General features: G+C 61.4%; 20 protein-coding genes. 7 read left to right on the forward strand and 13 right to left on the reverse strand.

Translation table 11 applies throughout. The annotated features are described in order from the left end of the window. Positions 1-37: 37 nt before the first annotated feature. On the reverse strand, positions 38-925 hold the full coding sequence (locus INS80_RS06635; protein WP_192964879.1) for an SDR family oxidoreductase: 888 nt from the start codon (positions 923-925) through the stop codon (positions 38-40). Between the two features lie 126 nt (positions 926-1,051). Here INS80_RS06635 and INS80_RS06640 point away from each other — a divergent pair, with 126 nt between their 5' ends. Continuing rightward, positions 1,052-3,067: a hydantoinase/oxoprolinase N-terminal domain-containing protein gene (locus INS80_RS06640; RefSeq protein WP_192964880.1), complete on the forward strand. Its 2,016-nt coding sequence runs from the start codon at positions 1,052-1,054 to the stop codon at positions 3,065-3,067. A 67-nt stretch (positions 3,068-3,134) separates the two neighbouring features. Here INS80_RS06640 and msrA read toward each other — a convergent pair whose 3' ends face one another. Beyond that, on the reverse strand, positions 3,135-3,647 hold the full coding sequence (gene msrA / locus INS80_RS06645; RefSeq protein ID WP_192964881.1) for a peptide-methionine (S)-S-oxide reductase MsrA: 513 nt from the start codon (positions 3,645-3,647) through the stop codon (positions 3,135-3,137). Then, complete coding sequence (gene msrB / locus INS80_RS06650) at positions 3,644-4,093, reverse strand: peptide-methionine (R)-S-oxide reductase MsrB (RefSeq protein ID WP_192964882.1); 450 nt, start codon at positions 4,091-4,093, stop codon at positions 3,644-3,646. Before msrB ends, msrA begins: the two co-directional genes overlap by 4 nt. 164 nt (positions 4,094-4,257) lie before the next feature. Here msrB and INS80_RS06655 point away from each other — a divergent pair, with 164 nt between their 5' ends. Next, a complete protein-coding gene (locus INS80_RS06655; protein WP_192964883.1) occupies positions 4,258-4,779 on the forward strand; it encodes a glutathione peroxidase in 522 nt (173 codons plus the stop codon). A gap of 2 nt (positions 4,780-4,781) precedes the next feature. Here INS80_RS06655 and INS80_RS06660 read toward each other — a convergent pair whose 3' ends face one another. From INS80_RS06660 to ade, 4 genes are all read right to left on the reverse strand, one after another. Beyond that, positions 4,782-5,675, reverse strand: a complete 894-nt coding sequence (locus INS80_RS06660; RefSeq protein WP_192964884.1) for a DMT family transporter — start codon at positions 5,673-5,675, stop codon at positions 4,782-4,784. Between the two features lie 157 nt (positions 5,676-5,832). Continuing rightward, the gene (locus INS80_RS06665; protein ID WP_192964885.1) at positions 5,833-6,123 is read right to left on the reverse strand and encodes an HU family DNA-binding protein; all 291 of its coding nucleotides are present in this window, start codon (positions 6,121-6,123) and stop codon (positions 5,833-5,835) included. Positions 6,124-6,265: 142 nt separating this feature from the next. Further along, a complete protein-coding gene (locus INS80_RS06670; protein ID WP_192964886.1) occupies positions 6,266-7,732 on the reverse strand; it encodes an AMP nucleosidase in 1,467 nt (488 codons plus the stop codon). Next, entirely contained in the window at positions 7,729-9,531 is a 1,803-nt protein-coding gene (ade, locus tag INS80_RS06675; protein WP_192964887.1) for an adenine deaminase, read from the reverse strand. Before ade ends, INS80_RS06670 begins: the two co-directional genes overlap by 4 nt. A 192-nt stretch (positions 9,532-9,723) precedes the next feature. Between ade and INS80_RS06680 the strand changes: the two genes are divergently transcribed. Both INS80_RS06680 and INS80_RS06685 read left to right on the forward strand, forming a co-directional pair. Next, positions 9,724-10,494: a class II aldolase and adducin N-terminal domain-containing protein gene (locus tag INS80_RS06680; protein WP_192964888.1), complete on the forward strand. Its 771-nt coding sequence runs from the start codon at positions 9,724-9,726 to the stop codon at positions 10,492-10,494. Positions 10,495-10,524: 30 nt separating this feature from the next. Further along, positions 10,525-11,724, forward strand: coding sequence for a hypothetical protein (locus tag INS80_RS06685; RefSeq protein WP_192964889.1), 1,200 nt, complete (start codon positions 10,525-10,527; stop codon positions 11,722-11,724). On the opposite strand, the gene INS80_RS06690 is transcribed toward INS80_RS06685, so the two are convergent. Then, on the reverse strand, positions 11,721-12,659 hold the full coding sequence (locus INS80_RS06690; RefSeq protein WP_369411375.1) for a GlxA family transcriptional regulator: 939 nt from the start codon (positions 12,657-12,659) through the stop codon (positions 11,721-11,723). The genes INS80_RS06685 and INS80_RS06690 overlap by 4 nt on opposite strands. 77 nt (positions 12,660-12,736) lie before the next feature. Between INS80_RS06690 and INS80_RS06695 the strand changes: the two genes are divergently transcribed. The 3 genes from INS80_RS06695 to INS80_RS06705 all read left to right on the forward strand — a co-directional run bounded on the left by INS80_RS06695 (position 12,737) and on the right by INS80_RS06705 (position 17,094). Then, positions 12,737-13,900, forward strand: a complete 1,164-nt coding sequence (locus INS80_RS06695; protein WP_192964891.1) for an acyl-CoA dehydrogenase family protein — start codon at positions 12,737-12,739, stop codon at positions 13,898-13,900. Positions 13,901-14,267: 367 nt separating this feature from the next. Then, the gene (locus INS80_RS06700; protein ID WP_192967215.1) at positions 14,268-16,298 is read left to right on the forward strand and encodes an acetate--CoA ligase family protein; all 2,031 of its coding nucleotides are present in this window, start codon (positions 14,268-14,270) and stop codon (positions 16,296-16,298) included. Position 16,299: 1 nt separating this feature from the next. Next, complete coding sequence (locus INS80_RS06705) at positions 16,300-17,094, forward strand: carnitinyl-CoA dehydratase (protein ID WP_192964892.1); 795 nt, start codon at positions 16,300-16,302, stop codon at positions 17,092-17,094. Here the strand turns inward: INS80_RS06705 and queG are convergent. The 5 genes from queG to INS80_RS06730 form a co-directional block, all read right to left on the reverse strand. Continuing rightward, complete coding sequence (queG, locus tag INS80_RS06710; RefSeq protein WP_192964893.1) at positions 17,091-18,143, reverse strand: tRNA epoxyqueuosine(34) reductase QueG; 1,053 nt, start codon at positions 18,141-18,143, stop codon at positions 17,091-17,093. The genes INS80_RS06705 and queG overlap by 4 nt on opposite strands. Before the next feature lie 21 nt (positions 18,144-18,164). After that, positions 18,165-18,830 (reverse strand): FtsZ-binding protein FzlA, encoded by a 666-nt coding sequence (fzlA, locus tag INS80_RS06715; RefSeq protein WP_192964894.1) that lies wholly within the window; start codon positions 18,828-18,830, stop codon positions 18,165-18,167. Between the two features lie 64 nt (positions 18,831-18,894). After that, positions 18,895-19,629, reverse strand: a complete 735-nt coding sequence (gene mtgA, locus INS80_RS06720; protein WP_192964895.1) for a monofunctional biosynthetic peptidoglycan transglycosylase — start codon at positions 19,627-19,629, stop codon at positions 18,895-18,897. Between the two features lie 310 nt (positions 19,630-19,939). Continuing rightward, on the reverse strand, positions 19,940-24,472 hold the full coding sequence (gltB, locus tag INS80_RS06725) for a glutamate synthase large subunit (RefSeq protein WP_192964896.1): 4,533 nt from the start codon (positions 24,470-24,472) through the stop codon (positions 19,940-19,942). 76 nt (positions 24,473-24,548) lie between these two features. Next, complete coding sequence (locus INS80_RS06730; protein WP_192964897.1) at positions 24,549-25,988, reverse strand: NAD(P)-dependent oxidoreductase; 1,440 nt, start codon at positions 25,986-25,988, stop codon at positions 24,549-24,551. Positions 25,989-26,207: the final 219 nt, after the last annotated feature.

Genomic DNA, 26,207 nt, shown 5'->3' on the forward strand with positions numbered 1-26,207 from the left:
CAGGCCGGGCCGCAAGCATCCCGGCCAAAGAAGACCCTTACAACGCAGGCGGCGCGGCTGGGGGCGTATAGTTCTCCAGATCCTCGGCAGCCTTTACCGCGCGCAGGCCCACGCGGTAGTCGGGATAGGCCAGCGTCACGCCAAGTTCTTCTTTGATCCGGGTGTTGCGCACGCGCTTGTTCTCTCCGTAGAAACTGCGCGCCATGGGGGTCATGCCGGCCTCGTCAAAGGGTACCTCGGCGGGCACCGGCAGACCCAGCAATTCAGCCCCGTAGCCCAGCACATCCTGCGGCGGGGCGGGTTCGTCATCGCAGACATTGTAGATCGCACCCGGATTGGGGCGGTCGATCGAGGCCTCAAGCACCGTCGCGATATCCTCCACATGGATGCGCGAAAACACCTGTCCTGGCTTCACGATGCGCCGCGCCGTGCCCGCCATCAGCTTGGCAAAGGGGCCGCGACCGGGGCCGTAGATACCCGCAAGGCGAAAGATATGCAGCGGCAGATCGGGGATCGCCTGCCATTCCGCCTCGGCCTGCGCGCGCCAGTCTCCGCGACGCGACGATGGGGAAACGGGCGTCTCCTCATCCACCCAAGCACCGCCCTGATCGCCATAGACGGCGGTGGTGGACAGATAACCAACCCAATCGAACTGCCCTGCAGCGGCGCGTTTGGCCAACTCGTCCCGCAATGCCGCAATCACCGGATCGCCCTCTTCATTTGGACCGACCGAGGACAGCACATGGGTCACACCATCCAGCGGGATATCGGAGCCGGGCCATTGGCGCAGTTCCACGCCCTCATCCGCTTGAGCCTTGTCCAGATCCCGCGTTGTGCCAATCACACGCCAGCCCCGCGCCAGCACCCGCCGCGCCAGTGCCCGTGCCGAATAGCCATAGCCAATACAGAGAAGTGTCTTTGTCATGCCGCTATAGATGCGCCGCAAAACGCGCCCCGGCAAGGGTGGAAACCGCAGCAATGACGCAAACAGGATGGACCCGCACAAATTCGACGCTACACCGATGGGCAGCGAGCAGAAAAGGAACAGGCGATGGCGCTGCTACTGGGTGTGGATACGGGCGGGACCTATACGGATGCGGTGCTAATCCGCGATGAAGAGGAGGTGATCGCCTCGGCCAAGTCCCTGACCACCCGCCACGATCTGGCCATTGGTGTGGGCGGTGCGGTGCGCGCAGTACTGGCGCAATCGGGCGTGGCCGCGCAGGATGTCTCGATGGCGGCGCTATCCACCACCCTGGCCACCAATGCGCTGGTCGAAGGGCAAGGCGGGCGGGTGGCGCTGGTCTATGTCGGATTTGCGCCTGAGGATCTTGAGCGCCACGGGTTGAGCGACGCCCTGAAAGGCGACCCGGCGCTGGTGCTGGCAGGCGGGCATACCCATGCGGGCAGCGAGGCGGCTCCGCTTGATACAGGCACGTTGAAAGCCTTTTTAGAGACTGAATCCAAAGGTGTCAGCGGCTATGCGGTGGCCGGTGTCTTTGCCACCCGCAACCCGGCGCATGAGCTTGAGGCGGCCCGCATCATCACCGAAGCGACCGGTGCACCCGTCACATGTTCACACCAACTGTCCGCCAAACTAAACGGGCCAAAACGCGCGCTGACGGCGGTGCTCAATGCGCGGCTGATCGGGATGATCGACCGGCTGATCGGGCGCGCGCAGGACACGCTGGCAGAGATCGGCATCACAGCCCCGATGATGGTGGTGCGCGGTGACGGCGCCCTGATGTCGGCTGAGCAGGCACGGGAGCGGCCCATCGGGACGATCCTCAGTGGCCCCGCAGCCTCTATCGTTGGGGCGCGCTGGATGACCGGGGTCGACACTGCGCTGGTCAGCGATATCGGCGGCACCACCACCGATGTGGCGCTGATCCGGGATGGCAGGCCCGCGATTGACCCCGAGGGTGCCCGCGTCGGGGGCTATCGCACCATGGTGGAGGCGGTTGCCATGCGCACGAGCGGCCTTGGCGGCGACAGTCAGGTGCAGATCCGAACCGAAGGGCTGCAAGGCGGTCTGACGCTCGGCCCCCGCCGGGTCGTGCCTATTTCGCTGATTGCAACCGAGGCACCTGATGTGGTGCATACCGCGCTGGACCGGCAGATGAACGCCCCGGTGGTGGGCGAACACGATGGCAAGTTCCTGCGCGTGGTGCCGGGCCTGCCTGCGGCTGGCCTCGGCGACCGGGAAACGGCTCTGCTGGATCGCATCGGGACCGAGGTACACCCCCTTGGCGCCGTGCTGCGCACCCGCATGGAACAGGGTGCGCTCAATCGGCTGGTGGACCGGGGGCTGGTGCAGGTCGCCGGGGTCACCCCCTCGGATGCGTCCCACGTGCTGGGGCGGCTTGATACCTGGGATCGGGAGGCGGCGGAAAAGGCGCTTGCCCTGTTTTCCCGCCGCCGTATCGGCAGCGGCGACACCTTGGCACCCGATGCCGGAACGCTTGCCGGGATGATCATCGACCAGCTAACCGAGCAGACGGCTTTGACCTTGTTAGAGACTGCTTTTGCCGAAGAAGTCGAGGATTTCGGCCTACCGCCAGACCAATTGGCGCGGCACATCCTGCTGCATCGGGGTCTGAAGAAGCATCGCGGCATGTTGGCGCTGGATGCGGCGCTGAATGTGGATGTGGTCGGGCTTGGCGCCTCGGCGCCTAGTTACTACCCGGCGGTGGGCAAGCGGCTTCATTGCCGGATGATCCTGCCGGAACATGCAGGCGTCGCCAATGCCATCGGCGCGGTTGTGGGCCGTGTAACCATGCGCCGCAGCGGCAGCGTGACCTCACCGGCGGAAGGCAAATTCCGGGTGCATCTTGAGGGCGGGCCGCAGGATTTCACGTCATCGGAACAGGCGCTGAAAACGCTTGAGGATCACCTGACCGCCGAGGCCCGGCAGGAGGCGCAGGCCGCCGGGGCGGTGGATATCCATGTCCATGTGACCCGCGACATCCGCACCGCCGACGTGGAAGCGCGCGAGGTCTTTGTCGAAGCCTTCCTGACCGCCGAAGCCAGTGGCCGTCCACGGGTGGCAAAGGACGACGAGTCATAAGAAACCGGCCTTCAGCCAGGGCGAAGGCGGGTCAAATCAGTCTCTAACAGGGGGAACTGCCCCGAATTTATTCAGCCGCGTTGCGCTTGGGCAGGACCCAATCGGGGCGCGGGAAATGGCAGGTGTAGCCGTTCGGGATCCGCTCCAGGTAATCCTGATGCTCTGGCTCGGCCTCCCAGAAATCGCCAACAGGTTCTACCTCGGTGACGACCTTGCCGGGCCAGATGCCCGAGGCGTTCACATCGGCGATGGTATCCTCGGCGATCTGTTTCTGGGTCTCGTCCACATAGTAGATGGCCGAGCGATAGCTCATCCCGATGTCATTGCCCTGACGGTTGACCGTGGTTGGGTCATGGATCTGGAAGAAGAACTCCAGCAGTTCCCGATAAGATGTCTTGGCCGGATCGAACAAGATCTCGATCCCTTCGGCATGGGTGCCGTGGTTGCGATAGGTGGCATTCGGCACGTCGCCGCCGGTATAGCCGACGCGGGTCTTGATCACGCCTGGGCGCTTGCGGATCAGGTCCTGCATGCCCCAGAAACAGCCACCTGCCAGAACGGCGCGTTCAGGATTGCTCATCTGTGGTCCTCCACTTGATCGATGTAATCGCCATAGCCTTCAGCCTCCATGTCGTCGAGATGGATAAACCGCAGCGAGGCGGAGTTGATGCAGTAGCGCAGACCGCCCCGGTCCAGCGGACCATCCGGGAAGACGTGCCCCAGATGGCTGTCCCCGTGGGTCGAGCGGACCTCGGTACGGATCATGCCGAGGGTACGATCCTCCAGCTCCTGCACATGGGCAGGCTCGATCGGCTTGGTAAAGCTGGGCCAGCCACAGCCGGATTCGTATTTGTCGGACGATGCAAACAGCGGCTCGCCCGAGACGATATCGACGTAGATGCCGGGTTCCTTGTTATACAGCAGTTTGCCCGTGCCTGGGCGCTCGGTACCCGATTTCTGCGTCACGTAATATTCCTCGTCCGACAGGGCGGCGATGGCATCCGGGTCCTTGGTGTAGCGCGTCATGTCATTCCTCCGGCGGATCTCTGCTATCTGATACATGGTCCGATGCGCGGCAAATGCAAAGTGATTATTGCAGGTGATCGCGTGCTTGTGCGTCACGTCAAACGGTAGATTGATCCCTTGGCCGCCTTTGCCCGTATCCTTTGAAACAGATGTGGAGGGTACAGATGTTCAGGATGTGGATTTTGGCCGCTCTGGTCATGGTGGGGCAGATGGCGCAGGCTGCTCCGGTTTCAGGGCAGTTTGCCTCGATAGACGGCGGCGTGATTGACCTTGCCACCATGCGAGGACAGCCGGTTCTGGTGGTGAACACCGCCTCGCGCTGCGGTTTCACCAAGCAGTATTCGGGGCTGCAAACCCTATATGATCGCTACCGGGACCGGGGGCTCGTGGTTCTGGCTGTTCCTTCGAACGACTTCAAGCAAGAGCTGGGAAGCGCCGAAGAAGTCAAACAGTTCTGCGAATTGAACTATGACCTGACCCTGCCGATGACCGATATCACGCCGGTGAAAGGTGCAAACGCACACCCATTCTTTCAGGCCGTCCGGGCAGAAACCGGGTTTGAGCCGGGTTGGAACTTCAACAAGATCCTGATTGCTCCAGATGGATCCGTGGCAGGCACCTGGGGTTCAGTCGCACGGCCTTTATCCGGTCAGATCACCAGCGCAATCGAGCGCCTTTTACCATGAAATCAGGCTCTGACTGTCCCTTTCTCGGGACGAGACGGCTGGCGTGACAATTGCACCGCCAGAATACCGCCGGTCACGATCAGCACGCCAATGATATCAAGCGGGCCCAGTTTCTCGCCAAGAAGAGCGCTTGCGATTGCAACGCCAAAAACCGGATTCAGGAAGTGAAAGGTCGCGGCCCGCAATGCTCCGATGCGGTTCAGCAGCAGTACCCAGATAAAGGTCGCGGCCAAACCCGGAACCAAAGTGGTATAGGCAAAGGCAATCGCCAGCGGCAGCGTCGGATTGACAAAGATATCCTCAAAAACCGGCGCTGCGGCAAACAGGATGACCGAACCGATCAGCATCTGCAGCCCAACAACCATCATGAAGTTGCCCCCCGATGTCGCCCCGCGCAGGGCCAAGGTTGCTGTGGTCAGCGCAACGACCCCAATCACGCAAAGAAGTACACCGAACAGATCCACCCCCGCATTGATCCGTGTACCCATGATCAGCGCAACCCCCACGACACCGGCAAAAAGGCCGACGATCCCAAGCGGTTTCAGCCGCTCCCGAAAAATCACCCAGGAGGCCAAGGCGACAAGCAGCGGCATGGTGGATGCGATGATAGCAGCAAAAGAAGCTTCAATTGTCTGCATGGCGACAAAGTTGAGGCCTAGGTACAGCGCGTTCTGACAGATGCCGAAGATCACCGTCGCCCGCCACTGACCCCGAGTCAGCCGCCAAGTTTGCCCCATGGCCGCGGCAATGGCGACGCCGATCAGCCCTGAGATCAGGAACCGCACTGCCAGCGAAAACAGCGGTGATGCATCCACCACAATGATCCTTGCCGAAGTGAAGGCCGAGGACCACATCAGGGCAAAGGTCAGCCCCATAGCGATTGCGCGAATATCCAAGACCTGCCCTCCACAACTTAGCTCGGACAGTCCCGCAAATGATCCGGTGTTGCAAGCCATGCCGCTGTCAGAAGGCAACAACCATCCCGCAGAAAGAAAGGGCCACCCCCCCGGGGCGGCCCTTGTTGATACCTGATCACCAGATCAGCCCTTGGACTTAGCCCTCGTTGACGCTGTCCTTCAGAGCCTTGGCGATGGTCATCTTGACGACCTTATCGGCCTCTTTCATGAACTTCTCGCCAGTGGCAGGGTTGCGCACTTCACGCTCGGGGCGCTCGCGGCAATAGATCTTTCCGACACCGGGCAGGGTCACGGCACCGCCGTTCGAGACTTCGCGCGTGATCAGCGCACAGACAGCATCCAGTGCTGCGCCGGCGGCTTTCTTATCGCTGCCCATTTCCTCAGCCAGTGCTGCGACAAGCTGGGTTTTGGTCATCGGTTTGGACATTCTTAGCTCTCCTTAAAACTGCCCGAACTCTGGGGCCTCATGGCGGGACTGTATCGTTATGTTGTGCGTCAACACAACGCATAGAGATGCCAAAGACGGCCAAAACAAGCGATTTTCCGCAGAAAACTGGGGAAAACTACCCTCAAAGGAAGGCGGTTTCATCAAAAGAGCGCAGTTTTCGGCTATGAAGGCGCGCCAAAGGCATACCACGCAGCTGTTCCATCGCGCGAATTCCGATCTGCAAATGACGCGAAACCTGGGTCTGGTAGAAATCGGACGCCATGCCGGGCAGCTTCAGTTCGCCATGCAGCGGTTTGTCCGACACGCACAACAACGTGCCGTAGGGCACACGGAAACGATAGCCATTTGCGGCGATCGTGGCGCTTTCCATATCCAGCGCAATGGCGCGCGATTGGCTCAGCCGCTGCACCGGCCCAGACTGGTCGCGCAGTTCCCAGTTGCGATTGTCGATGGTGGCCACGGTGCCAGTGCGCATGATCCGTTTCAGATCGTAGCCTTCAAACTCGGTTACCTCGGCCACGGCCTGCTCCAACGCAATCTGGATTTCCGCCAGCGCCGGAATCGGGGTCCAGACCGGCAGGTCATCATCCAGCACGTGATCCTCGCGCAAATAGGCATGCGCCAGAACGAAATCACCCAGCGCCTGAGTGTTCCTGAGGCCAGCACAATGCCCCACCATCAGCCAGGCATGGGGCCGCAGCACCGCGATATGATCTGTGGCGGTCTTGGCGTTTGACGGGCCGACACCAATGTTGACCAAAGTGATACCGCTGCCGTCTTCGCGCTTCAGATGGTAGGTCGGCATCTGCGGCAGCTTGGCCACGGTCGGGATCTCACCATCGGCATCGGTGATCTCGTGATCGCCGGTGCTGACAAAGCTAGTGTAGCCCGAAGCAGGATCAGCCAGTTGCGCGCGGGCATAGGCCTCAAACTCGGCCACGTAGAACTGATAGTTGGTGAACAGCACGTGGTTCTGGAAATGTGACGGATCGGTCGCGGTGTAATGCGCCAGTCGCGCCAGCGAATAGTCAATGCGCTGAGCGGTGAACAGTGACAGCGGCCCGGTGCCGTTGCTGGGCTGATGGGTCCCGTTGACGATGTCATCATTGGTGGTCGACAGATCCGGCACGTCAAAGACATCGCGCAGTGTGAACCCCGCCGCCCCCTCTTGCGGCACCGTCAGGTCGGGCCGTGCGGCCACCGCAAAATGCACCGGGATCGGGGTGTCGGACGCACCAATGGTTACCGGCTGTCCGTGGTTTTCGATCAAAAGCCCGATTTGCTGCGTCAGGTAGTGGCGGAACAGATCCGGTCGCGTCACCGTGGTGGCATAGGTGCCGGGCATCGAGACATGACCAAAGCTGAGTCGGGAATCCACCTGCGCATATGAAGAGGTGGTAAAGCGGATCTCAGGGTAGAACGCACGGATACGCTGGTCCTGCACAGCCGTGCCCGCCATCACTTGCATGAACCCGTCACACAGGAAATCGGTGGCCTGACGATAAAGCAGCTCAAGCCTCTCTACCGCCTTTGCAGGATCGGTGAATGTTTCGGGCTGAGGGTGTTCAGGAAGGCGGATTGTCGTCATTGAATAGGCTCTAATACAGGAATTTTCTGGAACGTACGGACGTCCACCAGCCCAAGATCCGAGATCCTGAGCTCCGGGATCACCACAAGCGCCAATAGCGAATGCTGCATATAGGCGTTGTTCAGCTTGCAGCCGGAGGCTTCCATCGCCTCGACCAGTTTTTGCGCCTTGGCGGCGACCTCGGTGGCGGGGCGGTTCGACATCAGGCCCGCGATGGGCAGTTCGACCAGCGCCAGTTCCTCTCCGTCCCGAAACAAGGTCACGCCACCGCCCACCTCGGCCAATCGATTGGCCGCCAGTGCCATCTGCTCCCTGTCGGTGCCGACAACGATCATATGGTGGCTGTCATGGGCCACGGTTGAGGCCATGGCCACAGGTCCCTCGTACCCAAACCCGGAAACAAAGGCATTGGTGACACCGCCCGTGGCACGGTGACGTTCGACCAGGGCGATTTGGCAGACCTCGCCGGTGCCTTCGACCAAGCCGTCCACGACCGGAAGCTCAGCCTTGAGCGCCTTGGTCGGGGCCTGGTTTTCCACCACCCCGATCACATTGGCCGTAACCGAATTTGCACCCTCGGGCGCTTTCAGTTCGAAGTCGGCTGCCGTCAGGGTATGGCCCAGATGCACCGTCCCGGTCGCGCTGTCCGGCCAGTCAAAATGCGGGCATTCCACCAATACAGAGCCATTTTCGGCCACGATTTGCCCCCGTGCAATCACCAGTTCGATAGGCAGCGTCCGCAGGTCGGACGTCAGGATCACATCGGCGCGGCGACCGGGGGTGATGGATCCCAGTTCCCGCTCCAGCCCGAAATGGGTTGCCGTGTTGATCGTCGCCATCTGCAGGGCCACCACTGGATCGCAGCCACAGTCAATCGCATGGCGCACCACCCGGTTCATATGGCCATCATGCACCAGCGTTCCCGAGTGGCAATCATCGGTGCACAGGATGAAATTGCGCGGATCGAGCCCCTTTTCGGTGATCGCGGTGATCTGCGCTTCGACGTCGTACCAGGCGGAGCCAAGCCGCACCATGGCACGCATGCCCTGGCGCATCCGGGCGATGGCATCCGCTTCGCAGGTGCCTTCGTGATCATCCGCCGGGCCGCCTGCCACATAGGCGGCGAAGTCGGGACCGAGATCAGGCGAGGCATAGTGACCGCCCACCGTCTTTCCGGCGCGCTGGGTGGCGGCGATCTCTGCCAGCATCTTAGGGTCCGCATTGGCAACGCCGGGGAAGTTCATCATCTCGCCCAGACCGATGATACCTGGCCATGCCATCGCTTCGGCGACATCCTCGGGCGAGATTTCATAGCCCGTGGTTTCCAGTCCGGGCGCCGAAGGGGCGCAACTGGGCATCTGGGTGAAGATATTGACCGGCTGCATCAGTGCCTCGTCATGCATCATCCGCACGCCTTCGAGGCCCAGCACATTGGCGATCTCATGCGGGTCGGTGAACATGGTGGTGGTACCATGGGGGATGACCGCCCGAGCAAATTCCGCCGGGGTCAGCATGCCGCTTTCGATATGCATATGCGCATCGCACAGGCCGGGGATCATGTAGCGGCCATTTGACTCGATCACGTTTGTGTCCGGCCCGGTGCAGTAGGAGGCATCGGGGCCGACATAGGCAATCCGGCCCGCAACGATGGCAATGTCGTGATCGTCCAGCACCTCGCGGGTGTGCACATTCACCCATTTGCCCTGCCGGATCACCATGTCCGCCGGGGCGCGGCCTGCGGCAACATCAATCAGTTTCGGGGCGGAATCGGGCCATGTGGGAAATGCGGTCTGTGTCATGCGCCAATTGTTCTGATTGCGCTCACGAGTGCAAGGGCCGGCGGGACTCTGTCATCAAAGGATCACCTTCTGAAAGAAGCGAAGAATGCTCTGCCGTGAAACAAACCGGTGCCGGTTTCCCCCTTGCCAGCGCTGGCCCGACGCGTGAGGCTGAGCGCAAAGCATCACGATACGACAACCGGAGTGAAATCCATGACCGTTACCGACCTGCGCCCCGATATGGACAGACAGAATATCGATCACTGGCAGGACCGGGTGGACCTTGCCGCCACCTTCCGCTGGGCCGAGCGGCTGAACATGCACGAAGGCGTCGCCAACCATTTCAGCCTGGCGGTGAACCGCGACGGCACACAGTTCCTGATGAACGCCAATCAGATGCATTTTGCCCGCATCACCGCCTCGAACCTTTTGCTGCTGGACGCGGATGATCCCACTACGATGGAGCGGCCCGATGCACCCGATCCCACCGCCTGGGGGCTGCACGGCTCGATCCACCGGCTCTGCCCCCATGCGCGTTGCGTGATGCATGTGCATTCGATCTTTGCCACGGTTCTCGCCTCGCTTGCTGACAGCACCCTGCCGCCGATCGACCAGAACACGGCGACCTTCTTCAACCGCTACGTGATCGACGACGGCTATGGCGGGCTCGCGTTTGAAGACGAAGGCGCCCGCTGCGCTGCGATGCTGAGCGATCCCAAGAAGAAGGTGATGATCATGGGCAATCACGGCGTTCTTGTGATCGGCGATGATCCGGGCGATGCGTTCAACCGGCTTTATTACTTTGAACGCGCGGCCGAGACCTATATCCGCGCGCTGCAAACCGGCCTGCCCCTGCGCCGCCTTTCCGATGAGATCGCCGAAAAGACCGCAGCCGAGCTGGACGACTACCCCGGTCAGGCCGAGGCGCATCTGCGCGAGATCAAAGCCGTTCTGGACGGTGAAGGATCCACCTACGCCAGCTGATATGCACCAAGGCACAGGAGCGCAGTACATATGCACGCGATTGCCGATACCACCAAGCTGATCCAAGACGGCGTGATCACCGCCGATCAGGCGCGCATCATCGAGTCCCGTGCGCGCGAGGCGATGATTACTCTTGGCGTCAATGTAATCCTGTGCCTGGGCATTCTGGCCGCAACAGGCGGCTTCATCTTCTGGCTGGCCGAACCGGTCCCGGTAGCGATTGCGGGGCTTCTGATGACCGCAGGTGGCCTTTTGATCCTTGCGCGCACCGCTGAGATGTTCCGTATGTTCGGCAATGCCGCCACCTTGATCGGAGCTGGCATGCTGATCGGCGGCGCCACGCTGGAGCTGATGGAGAATTACGAGGACATCGCAGGCCTGCTTCTGATGCCCGCCGGGGGCGTTCTTCTTGCAGGACTTGCCTTGAGGTACTGGCGCGGAAGTCTGACCTCTCCTTTCGTGCTGGGGTCTTTGATCCTGATGGCGCTGGCCGTCCATATCATCGGGATCGAGGCGCTGAGCCATCAGAACGACATTGGCTCCCCCCTGCGCAATTTCGAGATGCTCTATTATGCAGCACTGCTGGCAGGTATCGGCGTGCTGATCGATGTGCGGCTGATCACGGCGCTGGCCCTGGCGCCCTTTGCGCAGGCGCTTGAAACCGGCAGCGCCTATTTTCACGCAGCCTATGTGTTCTATTCGCCCGAGCCGACGCTTTCGATCCTGCAGATGGCATTGCTCATTGCCCTGTGCCTTTGGCTGTCCCGCCGCCAGCCAGAGCGGATCTCCCGCCACCTTCGGACCCTTGTGATGCTGGCCTTCGTAGTGGCCAACCTCTGCGCGCTTGTTGGTTCGCTCTGGGGCGATTTCGTGGGTGAAACCATCTGGGGACCGGGGCGCTATTCCCACAGCTCCTATGAGGATTGGGAGAGTTTCGACGCTGCACGAAGTGCCTTCCGCCACCATGCCTTTGAGCTCACTGCTGGGCTCTATTCCGTTCTTTGGGCGCTGGTTCTTGCGGGCATGGTCATCTGGTCCGCCCAGCGGGGCGAGCGCGGGCTGTTCAATGCCTCGCTCACCTTTGGTGGGATCCATGCCTACACACAACTGTTCGAGAGCTTCGCGGATGAGCCGCTGGCTTATGTGATAGGGGGCCTTGCGGCCATTCCGCTTGCTTGGGGGATCTGGCGCCTAAACGGCTGGATCAGCGCGCGGCAATACAGCGGCTAGGCACGCCGCAATTTCTGCGGCGTGGTCCCGAACTCACGGCGAAAGGCGCGGGTCATGGCACTGGGGTCCTCATATCCGCAGCGAAAGGCGATCTCGGCCACAGTGAGCGTCGTCTCCAGAACCAGCTTGCGCGCCTGTATCAGCCGGAGCCTGCGATAAACAGTCTGCGGAGAGGCCCCGAGTTCTGCTTTCATCCGCGCCTCAAGATCCTTTTGGCTGCGTCCGATCTGCCGGGCAATGGTGCCGATCGTCAATGGCTCTTCAAGGTTGGCCTGCATTGCCTCGATCGCCCGCACCAAGGACCGGCTGCGCGCCAGCGGGATAACCTGCCCGCCCGTGGCCTCAGGACTCATGAAGAGGGCTGCAAGCTCAAGCCGCAGGGCCTGCCCGTGCCGTTCTGCGATCAGATCCAGCATCAGCTCAAACGCCGCCAGCGCACCGGAACAGGTGATCCGTTCCCCGTCGCGCACATGACGCAAGCGCTGCGCATCCACAGAGGGAAATGCCTCGGCAAATCCCGGCAATTCCTCCCAGTGGATCGTGGCGTGATACCCATCCAGTAGCCCCGCCGCCGCCAATAGCCATGCGCCCGCATCAAACCCCGCCATCACACCATAGCGTTGCGCGGCAGCCCGCAGGGCACGGCCCGTCGCCTCACTCGCCAATCGGCGGTAGTCGTAGCTCGGCATGGCGATCAGCATATCGCCGCTGCAATCGGCTAGGCGCGCGTGGGCCTTGACCTCCATCCCGGCCGAGGAAGTTGCCGTGTCCCCATCCAACGTCAGGAACCGCCAACCGTAGATCCGCCGCCCCGCCAGCGTATTGGCAGCGCGCATGGGTTCGACCGTATTGGCAAGGCAGTGACCGGAAAAGGCATCGAACAGCAGCAGATCGACTTGCTGCGGCGCGGCGGTATCTTTAATCCATCTCTGCACGGTTTTGCCTGTCACTGCATGATGTGAGCTTACTAGCATCATAGGCTTTCCCGCAAGCGAGCAAGAAGGATCCCGTAATGCAGTTTGGCATGAGCGAAGAACAGGCGATGATCGTCGACACCACCCGCGCCTTTGTCGAAAAGGAGCTCTACCCGCACGAGCTGGAAGTGGAGCGCAGCGGCCATCTGCCAATGGAGCTGATCAAGGAGATCCAGGCCAAGGCGATGGAGGCCGGGCTATATGCCGCCAACATGCCCGAAGAGGTCGGCGGTGCGGGCCTCGATACGCTCAGCTGGCTGATGTACGAAAAGGAGCTGGGCCGCGCAAATTATGCGCTGCATTGGACCTGCGTTGCGCGCCCGTCGAACATCCTACTGGCCGGCACGCAGGAGCAGAAAGAAAAGTACCTCTACCCCTGCATGAAAGGCGAAAAGTGGGACTGTCTGGCGATGACTGAACCGGGCGCTGGATCCGACCTGCGTGGCATGACAGCGACGGCACGGATCGATGGCGATGATTATGTCCTCAATGGCACAAAGCATTTCATCAGCCACGCCGATATTGCCGATTTCGCCATCGTCTTTATGGCCACGGGCGAGGAGATGACGCCGCGCGGGCCGAAGAAGAAGATCACTGCCTTTTTCGTGGACAAAGGAACGCCGGGGTTCAGCGTGCGGGACGGATACCGGAACGTCAGCCACCGTGGCTATACCAACGCGGTGCTTGAGTTCGATGATTGCCGCCTGCCGAAATCGGCGATCCTGGGCGAAGTGGACAAGGGCTTCGAGGTGGCGAACACCTGGCTGGGGGCCACCCGCCTGCAAGTGGCGGCCACCTGCCTTGGCCGCGCCGAGCGCGCCTTGCAGCACGCGGTGGAGTACGCCGCCGAGCGCAAGCAGTTCGGCCAGCAGATCGGCAAGTTCCAGGGTGTCTCCTTCAAACTGGCGGATATGGCGCTCGAGCTGAAGGCAGCGAACCTATTGACATGGGAGGCGGGCTGGAAGTTCGATCAAGGCACCGTTACCGAAAGCGACATGTCCATGGCAAAGCTGAAAGCGACCGAAATGCTCGCCATGGTCGCCGATGAGGCAATCCAGATCCATGGCGGCATGGGCCTGATGGACGAGCTGCCACTGGAGCGCATCTGGCGCGATGCCCGGGTCGAACGGATCTGGGAAGGCACCAGCGAGATCCAGCGCCACATCATCAGCCGCGAACTGCTGCGCCCGCTTGGCGGGTAAACGAAATGGTGCCAGACACATGCAAATGCGGCTTTGGCCATAGCAAAGCCCTGCGCGTTTTAGGCGAGTTGTGCAATTTGGTCAGCCTTGCATACCTGTCGGTCGTGCCCGGCGAGATCACGCGCATCGCACCTGTCCTGAAGAGACCGCTGATATGTGCAATGGAGGCCTTAAAATCGGTGCTCTTGAAAAAGTCGACCCCCCGGCACCATTACGGTCCGGGGGGCCTCCTAAATGTGCGGTCTAAAGCATCCCTACTCGTTCCGCACAACCATAAAGGGTTGAAAATGTTAACCAAAGGTTACCGACTCGAAGAAAAACCGAGTGAAAAACCACTTTCCATGAAATTGCACGGGGTTTCACGGTGATACCTGACCTTTCGAGGCTGCTACGGCCGAAAAACATCGCAGTTGTCGGTGGCGGAGACTGGTGCCGACTGGTGATCGAACAGTGTCAGGCCATGCGATTCGAGGGGCAAATCTGGCCCGTTCACCCCAAGGCCGAAGAAATCGCGGGTCTGCCCGCCTTTGCCTCCGTTGTGGATCTGCCCGAAGCGCCGGACGCGACGTTCATCGGCGTGAATCGCATGACCACCATCGATGTGGTCCAGCAACTTTCTGACAGGGGCGCTGGCGGCGCGGTCTGTTTCGCCTCGGGCTTCCTTGAAGCGCAGGCCGAAGACGCCGACGGCGCCGATCTTCAGAACCGGCTGCTAAAGGCTGCCGGAGAAATGCCAATCCTGGGGCCGAACTGCTATGGGCTGATCAACTATCTGGATGGGGCACTGTTATGGCCAGACCAGCATGGAGGTCAGCGTTGCTCCAGCGGTGTTGCCATCATCACCCAAAGCTCGAATATCGCCATCAACCTCACCATGCAGCAGCGCAGCCTACCGCTGGCCTATATCGTCACCGCGGGAAACCAGGCGCAGGCAGATATCTCCCATATCGGAATAGCCCTGCTGGAAGATGACCGTGTTTCAGCCCTTGGCCTGCATATCGAGGGTATCAAGGATCTGCGCGCGTTCGAAGCGCTGGCGGCCCGGGCCCGCGCCTTGGGAAAGCCCATCGTGGCGCTGAAGGTCGGCAAGTCCGACCAGGCGCGGGCGGCAACTGTTTCGCACACCGCCTCGGTTGCCGGCGGCGATGCCGGGGCTGCCGCTCTGCTGGCGCGGCTAGGCATTGCGCGGGTCGATGATCTGCCCACCTTCCTAGAAACCCTGAAGCTGCTGCATGTGGCGGGGTGGCTGCCCTCGAACCGGATCGCCTCGATCAGCTGTTCCGGGGGCGAGGCAAGCCTGGCCGCCGATACCGCCCATGGGCGCGATATAATCTTCCCGCCCCTGAACCCGCGCCAGAGCGAGAACCTCCGCGCCTCCCTAGGGCCGATGGTGGCTTTGGCAAACCCGCTTGATTACCACACCTATATCTGGCGCGACGTCGACGCGATGACCCGCGCCTTTGCCGCCATGATGGACCCGAGCCTTGCCATGACCCTGCTGATCGTGGATTTCCCGCGCCCCGATCGCTGCTCGGCTGCCGATTGGGACTGCGCCATCGAGGCCACCGTGGCGGCGCGCCAGCAGACCGGCGCCAATGTGGGGATGGTCGCCACCCTGCCCGAGCTTTTGCCCGAGGATGTCGCAGCCCGGCTTATGCAAGCTGGCGTCGTGCCCTTCTGCGGCCTAAGCGAGGCGATCAAGGCCTGCGAAGCCGCAGGTCGACCCGCAGCCTCCAGCACCGAGCCGCTCTTGCTACCGACCCCCACGGTCGAGCCAAATCTGATCCCAGAGGCAGAGGCCAAACGGCGGTTGTCTGACTATGGCCTTCGCATTCCGATCTCTCACCGCGCCCGAACCCCCGGCGCCGCCCGTGCCTGCGCCGCTGATATCGGCTATCCCGTGGTGCTGAAGGGCGAAGGTCTGGCGCATAAATCCGAAGCCGGAGCCGTGGTGCTCAGCCTGCAATCGGGCGGCGAAGTCAGCGATGCGGCGAACCACATGGACGCCAGATCGTTCCTGGTAGAAGAAATGATCACCGGCACCGTCGCCGAACTGCTGATCGGCGTCGTCAAGGATCCCGCCCATGGTTTCGTGCTGACGCTCGCCGCCGGCGGTACCCTGACCGAAATCCTGCAGGACAGCGCATCACTTCTGCTGCCCGCAAGTGATGCGATGATCGAAGAGGCGCTCTCCTCCTTGCGCATCAATACCGTGCTGAACGGCTATCGCGGCAAACCCGCCGCGGACCGCGCCGCCATCCTCCGCGCCATACGCGCGGTGGAGGCTTATGTACTGGACCATGCCGAAGGTCTGGAAGAGATTGAAATCAACCCGCTGATTTGCACCCCTCTGGATGCCATTGCAGCGGATGCGCTGATGCGCAGAAAGGACTGGTGATATGACCGAACCTGCTCAAAACCCCGTCAAAACCCGCCGCGAGGGTGCCATCCTTGAGGTAACGCTGGACCGGCCCAAGGCCAACGCCATCGACCTCAAAACCAGCGTTGCCATGGGCGAGGTGTTCCGCGGCTTTCGTGACGACCCCGAACTGCGCGTCGCCATCCTGACCGGCGGAGGAAAGAAATTCTTTTGCCCCGGCTGGGATCTGAAAGCCGCTGCCGATGGCGATGCGGTGGACGGCGACTATGGCGTTGGCGGATTTGGCGGCCTTCAGGAGATGCGCGACATGAACAAGCCAGTGATCGCCGCCGTCAATGGCATCGCCTGCGGCGGTGGGCTCGAGCTGGCCTTGTCCGCCGATATGATCCTTGCCGCCGATCACGCCACCTTTGCCCTGCCGGAAATCCGCTCAGGCACCGTGGCCGATGCCGCCTCGATCAAGCTGCCCAAGCGCATCCCCTATCACATCGCCATGGAGCTTTTGCTGACGGGGCGATGGTTCGACGCGGAAGAGGCAAACCGCTGGGGTCTCGTGAACGAGATCGTCCCCGCAGATCAACTGATGGACCGCGCCTGGGAGCTGGCGCGCCTTCTCGCCTCTGGCCCACCACTGGTCTATGCCGCCATCAAAGAGATCGTGCGCGATGCCGAGGATTCCAAATTTCAGGACGCAATGAACCGGATCACCAAACGGCAGTTGCGGTCGGTCGATGTGCTTTATGACAGCGAGGATCAGATGGAGGGCGCGCGCGCCTTTGCCGAGAAACGTGATCCGGTCTGGAAGGGGCGCTAGGCGTTCCTCAGACGCTGCACCGCCCAGCGCGCGGCCTCGGCCACCACAGGATCGGGATCCTCGGTCAGCCGCGCAGCTGCCGGGGCCAGTGAGGGATCGTTTGAGTTGCCGATGGCATAAAGCACATTGCGCACGAACCGATCCCGCCCGATGCGCTTGATCGGGGAGCCAGAGAATTTCTCGCGAAAACCCGCATCGTCCAGCGCGGCCAGATCCGCCAACTTTGGCGCTACCAAGCCTTCGCGCGCGGCATAGCGGATGTCGCTGGCGGCAACGGCAAACTTGTTCCACGGGCAGGCGGCCAGACAATCGTCGCAACCATAGATCCGGTTGCCCATCTTGGCGCGCAGGTCATTATCCACCGGCCCTTTGTACTCAATCGTGAGGTAGGAAATGCAGCGCCGCGCATCCAGCTGATAGGGCGCCGGAAAAGCATCGGTCGGACAGGCATCAAGGCAGGACCGGCAAGAACCGCAATGATCAACCTCGGGCGCATCCGCCGGCAGCTCCAGCGTGGTGAAAACAGAGCCTAAAAAGGCCCAATTGCCCCAATCCCGGCTGACAAGGTTTGTATGCTTGCCTTGCCAACCAAGGCCCGCCGCCTGCCCCAGCGGCTTTTCCGGCACCGGGGCTGTATCGACAAAGACCTTCACCTCGGCTGCATCACCGTCCTTCTGTGCTTCGCCAATCAGCCAGCGCGCCAGGCGCTTCAGGCGCTTCTTGACCAGATCGTGGTAATCCTTGCCGCGCGCATAAACCGACACTGCGCCCCGGTCCGCCATTCCGACAGCAGCCATCGGATCCTCGTCGGGCGTATAGCTTTCGGCCAGCATGATCACCGAACGCGCCTCAGGCCAAAGCTGCGCAGGATCCCCGCGCCAATGGCTGCGCTCTGCCATCCAGCCCATCTGCCCGTGATAGCCCGCCGCAAGGAAGGCCTGCAGCCGTTCCGGCACCTCGGGCACATCCCAGGGGCGGCAGATGCGGCAGGCCACGAAACCTTCTGCCAGCGCCTGCCGAACCAGCTTTTCCTTCAGCGCGGCGCTCATAACCACACCTTCAAAACAGAATCAGAAATCGAGGTCGGCATAATGCGGTGGTGGGCGGAAGCCGGGGATCTGGTCGGCAAGGATCGACCGGAACGCCGGGCGCGATTTGATCTTGGCGTACCAGTCCTTCACCGTTGCCGACCGGTTCCAATCGACGTCCGAAATATAGTCGAGAGAGGACAAATGCGCCGCCGCGGCAAAATCCGCCAGCGTCATGCTGTCCCCGGCCAGCCAGCGCCGGTGATCCAGCAGCCAGGCCATGTAATCGAGGTGATATTTGATCGCCCGCGCCCCGGCCTTGACGTTGCGGCTATCGGGATAACCCTCTCCGGTGACTTTCTTGTTCACCCGCTCATAAAGCAGCTTTGACGTCACCTCATTGTGGAACTTGTCATCGAACCAGGTCACGAGGCGGCGCACCTCGTAGCGTCCATCGGGATCCGACGGCATCAGCGACGGCTCAGGTCTGGTTTCCTCAAGGTATTCGCAGATCGCAGCGCTTTCGGACATCATCTTACCGTCAAGCCGCACCACCGGGATCTTGGCCGCAGGGTTTCGGCGCAGGAAATCGGGATCCTTTTCCCAATAACGTTCTTCGACCAGTTCGACCTCGATCTTCTTTTCCGCAAGCGACAGGCGAACTTTGCGGCAGAAGGGAGACAGGGGAACGTGATACAGGCGTGCCATTGGCTTATGGGTGCTCCTGATGCGTGCGGGATGACACCAGCAATGCCCGCTTGTGGCAAAAACTTCAATCCTCGAAACAGTCCGAACGCCCATCTGCGCGGATGGTGGCCGCCCCGTCCTGAATTTGCACAGCCCGCTGGCGCAGGCTCTTGGATGGGCGCGAAGCTGACCGTCCTTTCGGGTTCGGCAAGACCGCCGCGATCAGGGCGGCCTGCCGCGCCGTCAGCGCATCCGGACCAACCCCAAAGTAATGCCGAGCCGCCGCTTCGGCCCCAAAAATCCCTTCATCCATCTCGGCTACATTCAGATAAACTTCAAGAATGCGACGCTTGCTCCAGATCGCCTCAACCAAGGGGGTCAGGGCGGTCTCCAGCGCCTTGCGGAACCAGCTGCGCTCCTGCCAAAGGAAGACATTCTTCACAACCTGCTGAGAAATGGTCGACCCACCCCGTTGCCCGCCTTCGGCAATGGCAGCGCGTATTGCGGTGACGTCAATCCCCCAGTGCTGACAGAACCGGGCATCCTCCGCGGCCACCACAGAGCGCGCAAGAACCGGAGCAATATCCTCAAGCGGCACCCATTCGCGGTCCACCTCGCCCAGACGACGCTGTTCGGACCAGATCGTATGGGTGATCGGCGGGTTCACCACGGAAAACAGAGCAACCAGCGCAACAGCAAGAACGATAGCCAGCAGACAGGCGCGCAGCACCCACTTGCGCACCCACCTGAGAGGCCAGGTGATCCTGCGCATCAAGGATGGGCTGCTCTTGCCTGCCGTCTTCTTTGCTGCCTTCGCCATACCACCTCTATAGGGCAGAGCAGACCCTTGCCGCCACATGGAAATACGCCTGCTGCTCCGGAGCCCTCATCGCTTACCCATGTATAGGCGCGGACCAGACAGACGGCTCAGGCAGAATTGCGGAGGCTCCGCGCCGCAGGCGTGGAAACCGCCATTGTGCTTGAACCGGCTGTGGGTCGTGGCAGACAGGGCATCAAGCGATGAGGGCGCCGGGGCTTGCTGCTCGGGTGACTCAGGAAGCGTCCCACCAAACAAAAAAGCCCCGCAGGCGGTCAGCCTGCGGGACAATTTGACAGCGTCAACAGAGACCTTACTCCGCCGGTACTGCGGCCTGTTCCAGCGACAGCGGATGGGCCAGCTTGTCCAGCATCTCCTTCGGGCAGACCTGCACGAAATTGGCTTTCTCGGTCTCCCAATGCTGCAGGATATCGGCTGCCTTGCGGCTCCCGGTTTCCTGCAGATGGCGTTCGATCAGGCCTTTAAGCTCAGCTTCCCAATGATCGACGGTCACCGCACAGGTAACAAGGCTCTCCATGTTCATCATGGTCTCGGCCTTGCCATCGGGGTCGTAAAGGTAGGCCATACCCCCGGTCATGCCCGCGCCAAAGTTCGCACCGATCGACCCAAGGATCACCGCGACGCCACCGGTCATGTACTCACAACCGTTCGATCCGCAGCCCTCAATCACCACCTTGGCGCCAGAGTTACGCACAGCGAAACGCTCACCTGCACGGCCCGCCGCAAAGAGGTAGCCATCGGTCGCGCCATAAAGCACGGTGTTACCAACGATAGTATTGTCGCTCGCCACCAGCGGAGAGGCCATGGGCGGACGCACCACGACCGTACCCCCCGATAGACCCTTGCCCACATAGTCGTTGGCATCGCCCGAAACCTCGAGCTTCAGACCGGGCGCGGCAAAGGCACCGAGGGACTGGCCGGCCGAGCCCTGCAGCTTCACCGTCAGGTGGTCCGGCTGGAAGGAATTGCGCATACCAAAGTTGCGCACGATATGGCTCGAGGTGCGCGTCCCCACGGTCCGATGCGTGTTCTGCACCGCGTAAGACAGCTGCATCTTCTCACCATCCTGCAGGAAGCGGGCCGCATCGCGCACGATCTCCGCGTCCAGCGTATCGGGCACCGCGTTGCGCTCCTTGTCGCGGTTGTAGACAATGCTGGCAGACCCATCGACAGTGATCAGCAGCGGGTTGAGGTCCAGATCGTCCAGATGTGCCGACCCACGCGAGACCTGCGCCAGCAGATCCGCACGGCCAATCACCTCATCCAGGCTGCGCGCACCGATGGAGGCAAGGATTTCCCGCACTTCCTGCGCATAGAAGGTGATGAGATTCACCACCTTGTCCGCGTTGCCGGTGAATTTGGCGCGCAAGCTCTCGTCCTGCGTACAGACGCCCACGGGGCAGGTGTTGGACTGGCACTGGCGCACCATGATGCAGCCCATGGCGATCAGAGCAGCGGTGCCGATGCCGTATTCCTCGGCGCCCATCATCGCGGCCATGACAATGTCACGACCCGTGCGCAGGCCCCCGTCGGTGCGCAGGGTCACACGGTCGCGCAGGTTGTTCATCGCCAGAACCTGATGTGCCTCGGTCAGGCCCATTTCCCATGGCAGACCCGCATATTTGATCGAGGTCGCAGGCGAGGCCCCGGTGCCGCCGTTGTGGCCCGAGATCAGGATGATGTCTGCCTTCGCCTTGGCGACGCCAGCTGCGATGGTGCCGACACCGGAGGAGGCCACCAGTTTCACCGTCACCTTGCAGCGCGGGTTGATCTGCTTCAGGTCATAGATCAGCTGCGCCAGGTCCTCGATCGAGTAGATATCGTGGTGCGGCGGCGGCGAGATCAGCGTCACACCCTTGGTCGAATGGCGCAGGCGCGCGATCAGGTCGGTGACCTTCATTCCCGGCAGCTGGCCACCCTCACCCGGCTTGGCGCCCTGCGCCACCTTGATCTCCAGCTCTTCGCACTGGTTCAGGTATTCAGCGGTCACACCAAAGCGGCCCGAGGCCACCTGCTTGATCTTGGCCGAGGGGTTGTCGCCATTGGGCTCTGGCACGAAGTGTGCCGGATCTTCCCCGCCTTCGCCGGAATCCGACTTGGCGCCGATGCGGTTCATCGCGACGTTCAGCGTCTTGTGCGCCTCGGGCGACAGCGCACCGAGGGACATGCCCGGCGTCACGAACCGCTTGCGGATCGCGGTGATGCTTTCCACCTCTTCCAGCGGCACCGGCTTGCCCAGCGGCTTGATGTCCAGAAGGTCGCGCAGATGGATCGGCGGGTTGGCCTGCATCTTCTTCGAGTACTGCTGCCACATCTGGTAGGAGGCCTTGTTGCAGGCCATCTGGAGCATGTGCATCGAGGTCGCTTCCCAGGCGTGGGTCTCGCCCGATTTGCGCGCCTTGTAGAACCCGCCAATGGGCAGCACGTTCTGCTGCGCGCCCCAGGCGGCGGCGTGCATCTCTTCGGCCTTGACCTGGATACCCGAGACACCGATGCCGGAAATCCGGCTGGTTATGCCGGGGAAATACTCGGCGCACATGGCGCGGGACAGGCCCACGGCTTCGAAGTTCAGACCGCCGCGATAGGAGGAGATCACCGAGATGCCCATCTTCGCCATGATCTTCAACAGACCCTGGTCGATGGCTTCGCGGTAGCGCGCCACGTTTTCGGTCAGCGAGCCATCGAGGAGGCCACGCTCGATCCGGTCGGCGAGCGAATCCTCGGCGAGGTAAGCGTTCACAACGGTGGCACCGCAGCCAATCAGCACCGCAAAGTAATGCGGGTCGATACACTCGGCCGAGCGCACGTTGAGCGAGCAGAAGGTCCGCAGACCCTTGCGGGTCAGATGCGAATGCACCGCCGAGGTCGCCAGGATCATCGGCATCGCAATCTTGTCCGCATTCGAATGCTGGTCGGTCAGCACGATATGCCCAGCGCCCGAGCGCACGGCCTCCTCGGCTTCGGCGCGGATCCGTTGCAGCGCGGCATTCAGAGAACCCGTACCGGACGCGAAAGTACAGTCGATCTCGACCAGCGGCGCGTTGAGGTTCTCGATCAGCTTGTCCCACTGGGCATTGCCGACAAAGGGGCTTTCCAGCACGATGATCTCGGTCTGTGAGCTGTCCTCATCCAGAACGTTCTTGAGGTTCCCGAAGCGCGTTTTCAGCGACATCACGCGGTATTCGCGAAGGGAGTCGATCGGCGGGTTCGTCACCTGGCTGAAGTTCTGACGGAAGAAATGCGACAGCGGGCGGTATTTCTTCGAGAGAACCGCAGATGGGGTGTCATCGCCCATCGACGCCAGCGTTTCCTTGCCGTCCTCGGCCATTGGCGCCAGGATCTGCTCCAGCTCTTCGATGGTGTAGCCAGCTGCGATCTGACGGCGGCGCAACTCCTCACCTTGGAACAGAGGCTGTTCGTTGACGGTTGCCAGGGTTTCGTCCAGATCGTTGATCTTCTGCACCCAGTCGCCGAAGGGCAGCGCAGCGGCGAGTTTGTCCTTGATCTCGGTGTCGTGGTAGAGCTTACCCTTTTTCATGTCCACGGCCAGCATCTGACCTGGACCAAGGGCGCCCTTCTCAACGACGGTGGCCTCATCGATCGGCACCATGCCCGCCTCGGAGCCAGCGATCACCAGCCCGTCGCCGGTGACGACATAGCGCATCGGGCGCAGACCATTGCGGTCCAGACCGGCACAGACCCAGCGACCATCGGTCATGGCAAGCGCAGCCGGACCGTCCCAAGGCTCCATCACCGAGTTGCAGTAGGAATACATGTCACGCCAGGCCTGCGGCAATTCAACTGCCTGCTTGGACCAGCTTTCCGGAACCAGCATGGTTTTGGCCATGGGCGCAGAGCGGCCTGCCCGCACCAGAACTTCGAACACCGAATCCAGCGCCGCCGAGTCGGAGGAGCCGCCCGCGATAATCGGCTTGATGTCCTCAGCGTAGTCACCAAAGGTCGAAGAAGCCATGCGGATCTCATGGCTCTTCATCCAGTTGATGTTGCCCTTCAGGGTGTTGATCTCACCGTTGTGAGCCAGCATGCGGAAGGGCTGCGCCAACCACCACTGCGGGAAGGTGTTGGTGGAATAGCGCTGGTGATAGATCGCAAAGGCGGACTCAAAGCGCTCGTCCATCAGGTCGGGGTAGAAAACGGCGACCTGCTCGGCCAGCATCATGCCCTTGTAGATGATCGAGCGACAGGACAGCGAAGCAATATACAGCCCGCCAATGCCAGCGGCGGCGGCTGCCTTCTCGATCCGACGACGGATCACATAAAGCTCGCGCTCAAAGGTGTCCTCGTCCACGCCCTTGGAGTTGGAGATCAGGATTTGCTCGATCTCGGGACGGGTCGCGTTAGCCTTTTCACCAAGGCATGTTACATCGACCGGCACGTGGCGCCAGCCATAGATGTAATAGCCCATACGCAGTACTTCGGTTTCCACAATAGTCCGGCATTTCTCCTGCGCGCCAAAGTCGGTGCGCGGCAGGAAGACCTGACCAACCGCGATCAACTGATCCTTGTGGGGCTCGTGGCCGGTGCGCTTGATCTGGTCATAGAAGAAGGGAACCGGGATCTGCACATGGATACCGGCGCCGTCGCCAGTCTTGCCGTCGGCGTCAACCGCGCCGCGGTGCCAGATCGCCTTCAGCGCATCGATACCGGCCTCAACGACCTTGCGGCTAGCGCTGCCATCCTGAGAGACAACCAGACCCACACCGCAGGAGGAATGTTCTTCTTCCTCTGAATAGAGACCGTTTTCGGCCATCCACTTGCGCTTGGCTTCCTCGGCGCGGACCCATTCTGCATCATATTTTGTCATATCGTTTTTCCTTTGCCTGGCGGTGGCACCTCACCTGTGTCAGGGGCGCGCAACCGCGTGGGATGCAAATCTTTTGTTATTCCGCTGCCACGACAGCCTTGGCGTTGAAGCGCTCCAGGATCGCTTCGGCACAATCGCGACCATCCTTGATGGCCCAGACCACCAAGCTGGCGCCGCGCACGATGTCACCCACCGCATAGACACCCGGCAGATCGGTCGCGCCTGACTTGAACGCAGCCTTGACTGTACCCCAGCGGGTGACCGGCAGTTCCGGCTGGCCCCAGAGGGTGGGCAGATCTTCGGGCTCAAAGCCTAGGGCCTTGATCACCAGATCGGCTTCTTCCACGTAATCGGCACCTTCGATCACCTCGGGCGCCTGACGGCCAGTGGCATCCGGAGCGCCCAAACGCATCTTCTGCACCATCACGCCGGACACCTTGCCACCGTCGTCGACAAACCCCTTGGGAGCCGACAGCCATTCAAAGACCACGCCTTCTTCTTCGGCGTTCTGGGTTTCCCGCTGCGAGCCGGGCATATTGGCACGGTCACGGCGATAGAGACATTTGACCGAGGTCGCGCCTTCGCGGATCGAGGTACGCACGCAGTCCATCGCTGTGTCCCCACCGCCGATCACCACGACCTTCTTGCCTTCGGCATTCAGTTCACCGCTTTCGAATTCGGGCACCGTGTCGCCAAAGCTGCGCTTGTTGGACGCGGTCAGGAAGTCGATCGCCTTGACAATACCCGCAGCGCCGCTGCCCGGCATGGACAGATCGCGCGATTTGTAGACGCCAGTCGCAATGATCACAGCGTCATGCTTGCTGCGGATTTCCTCGAACGTGATGTCCTCGCCCACATTGCAGTTCATGACGAATTTGACACCGCTGTCCTCAAGCAACTTGTTGCGGCGCATGACCACATCTTTTTCCAGCTTGAAGCCGGGAATGCCATAAGTCAGCAGACCGCCCGCGCGGTCATAACGATCATAGATCGTGACCTGCACACCAGCGCGGCGCAGCATGTCCGCCGCCGCCAGACCGCCAGGCCCCGCACCGATGATGCCGACGCTTTCGCTGCGTTCCTGCAGCGGTGCAACGGGCTTGACCCAACCTTTGTCCCAGGCGGTGTCGGTAATGTATTTCTCGACCGCGCCAATGGTGACGGTACCATGGCCGGATTGTTCAATCACGCAGTTGCCTTCGCAAAGGCGGTCTTGCGGGCAGATGCGCCCACAGATTTCAGGAAAGGTGTTGGTGGCCTGACTGGTCTCGTAGGCCTCTTCCAGACGGCCAGTTGCGGTCAGGCGGAGCCAGTCGGGAATATTGTTGTGCAGCGGGCAGTGGGACTGGCAGTATGGCACACCGCACTGGCTGCAGCGGCTCGCCTGCTCCTCCGCTTTTGCCTGTGCGAACTCCGCATAGATCTCGTGAAAGTCATCTTTGCGATCTTCAGCGGCCCGTTTTTCGGGCATGTCGCGTTCGATTTTCACGAATTTGAGCATCGGTTGCTTGGCCACGGGTGGACTCCCTTATTAGCTTGCTACGAGTGTCATAGTTCGAAGCGCGGCGGATTAAAAGTCAACTGTGCTGACCTATTTTGCCAGCGGTTTACTCCTGATACTCGCCACAGCGGAAAAGTACAGCAATTTTGGGTCCGAAACGGACCTAAGCTGCCACCTTCCCATTCAGGAGCAAATTCAATAAGGAAAAAGAATATTTAGGTTCTTTCCGGCCCC

Origin of the sequence: Phycobacter azelaicus (genome assembly GCF_014884385.1) — a bacterium.
GTDB classification, from domain to species: domain Bacteria; phylum Pseudomonadota; class Alphaproteobacteria; order Rhodobacterales; family Rhodobacteraceae; genus Phycobacter; species Phycobacter azelaicus.

Bases quoted from the DNA above. Each gene is read 5' to 3' on its own strand.
- INS80_RS06635 (WP_192964879.1), bottom strand. From the start codon at position 925: ATGACAAAGACACTTCTCTGTATTGGCTATGGCTATTCGGCACGGGCA.
- INS80_RS06640 (WP_192964880.1), top strand. From the start codon at position 1,052: ATGGCGCTGCTACTGGGTGTGGATACGGGCGGGACCTATACGGATGCG.
- msrA (WP_192964881.1), bottom strand. From the start codon at position 3,647: ATGAGCAATCCTGAACGCGCCGTTCTGGCAGGTGGCTGTTTCTGGGGC.
- msrB (WP_192964882.1), bottom strand. From the start codon at position 4,093: ATGACGCGCTACACCAAGGACCCGGATGCCATCGCCGCCCTGTCGGAC.
- INS80_RS06655 (WP_192964883.1), top strand. From the start codon at position 4,258: ATGTTCAGGATGTGGATTTTGGCCGCTCTGGTCATGGTGGGGCAGATG.
- INS80_RS06665 (WP_192964885.1), bottom strand. From the start codon at position 6,123: ATGTCCAAACCGATGACCAAAACCCAGCTTGTCGCAGCACTGGCTGAG.
- INS80_RS06670 (WP_192964886.1), bottom strand. From the start codon at position 7,732: ATGACGACAATCCGCCTTCCTGAACACCCTCAGCCCGAAACATTCACC.
- ade (WP_192964887.1), bottom strand. From the start codon at position 9,531: ATGACACAGACCGCATTTCCCACATGGCCCGATTCCGCCCCGAAACTG.
- INS80_RS06680 (WP_192964888.1), top strand. From the start codon at position 9,724: ATGACCGTTACCGACCTGCGCCCCGATATGGACAGACAGAATATCGAT.
- INS80_RS06685 (WP_192964889.1), top strand. From the start codon at position 10,525: ATGCACGCGATTGCCGATACCACCAAGCTGATCCAAGACGGCGTGATC.
- INS80_RS06695 (WP_192964891.1), top strand. From the start codon at position 12,737: ATGCAGTTTGGCATGAGCGAAGAACAGGCGATGATCGTCGACACCACC.
- INS80_RS06705 (WP_192964892.1), top strand. From the start codon at position 16,300: ATGACCGAACCTGCTCAAAACCCCGTCAAAACCCGCCGCGAGGGTGCC.
- queG (WP_192964893.1), bottom strand. From the start codon at position 18,143: ATGAGCGCCGCGCTGAAGGAAAAGCTGGTTCGGCAGGCGCTGGCAGAA.
- fzlA (WP_192964894.1), bottom strand. From the start codon at position 18,830: ATGGCACGCCTGTATCACGTTCCCCTGTCTCCCTTCTGCCGCAAAGTT.
- mtgA (WP_192964895.1), bottom strand. From the start codon at position 19,629: ATGGCGAAGGCAGCAAAGAAGACGGCAGGCAAGAGCAGCCCATCCTTG.
- gltB (WP_192964896.1), bottom strand. From the start codon at position 24,472: ATGACAAAATATGATGCAGAATGGGTCCGCGCCGAGGAAGCCAAGCGC.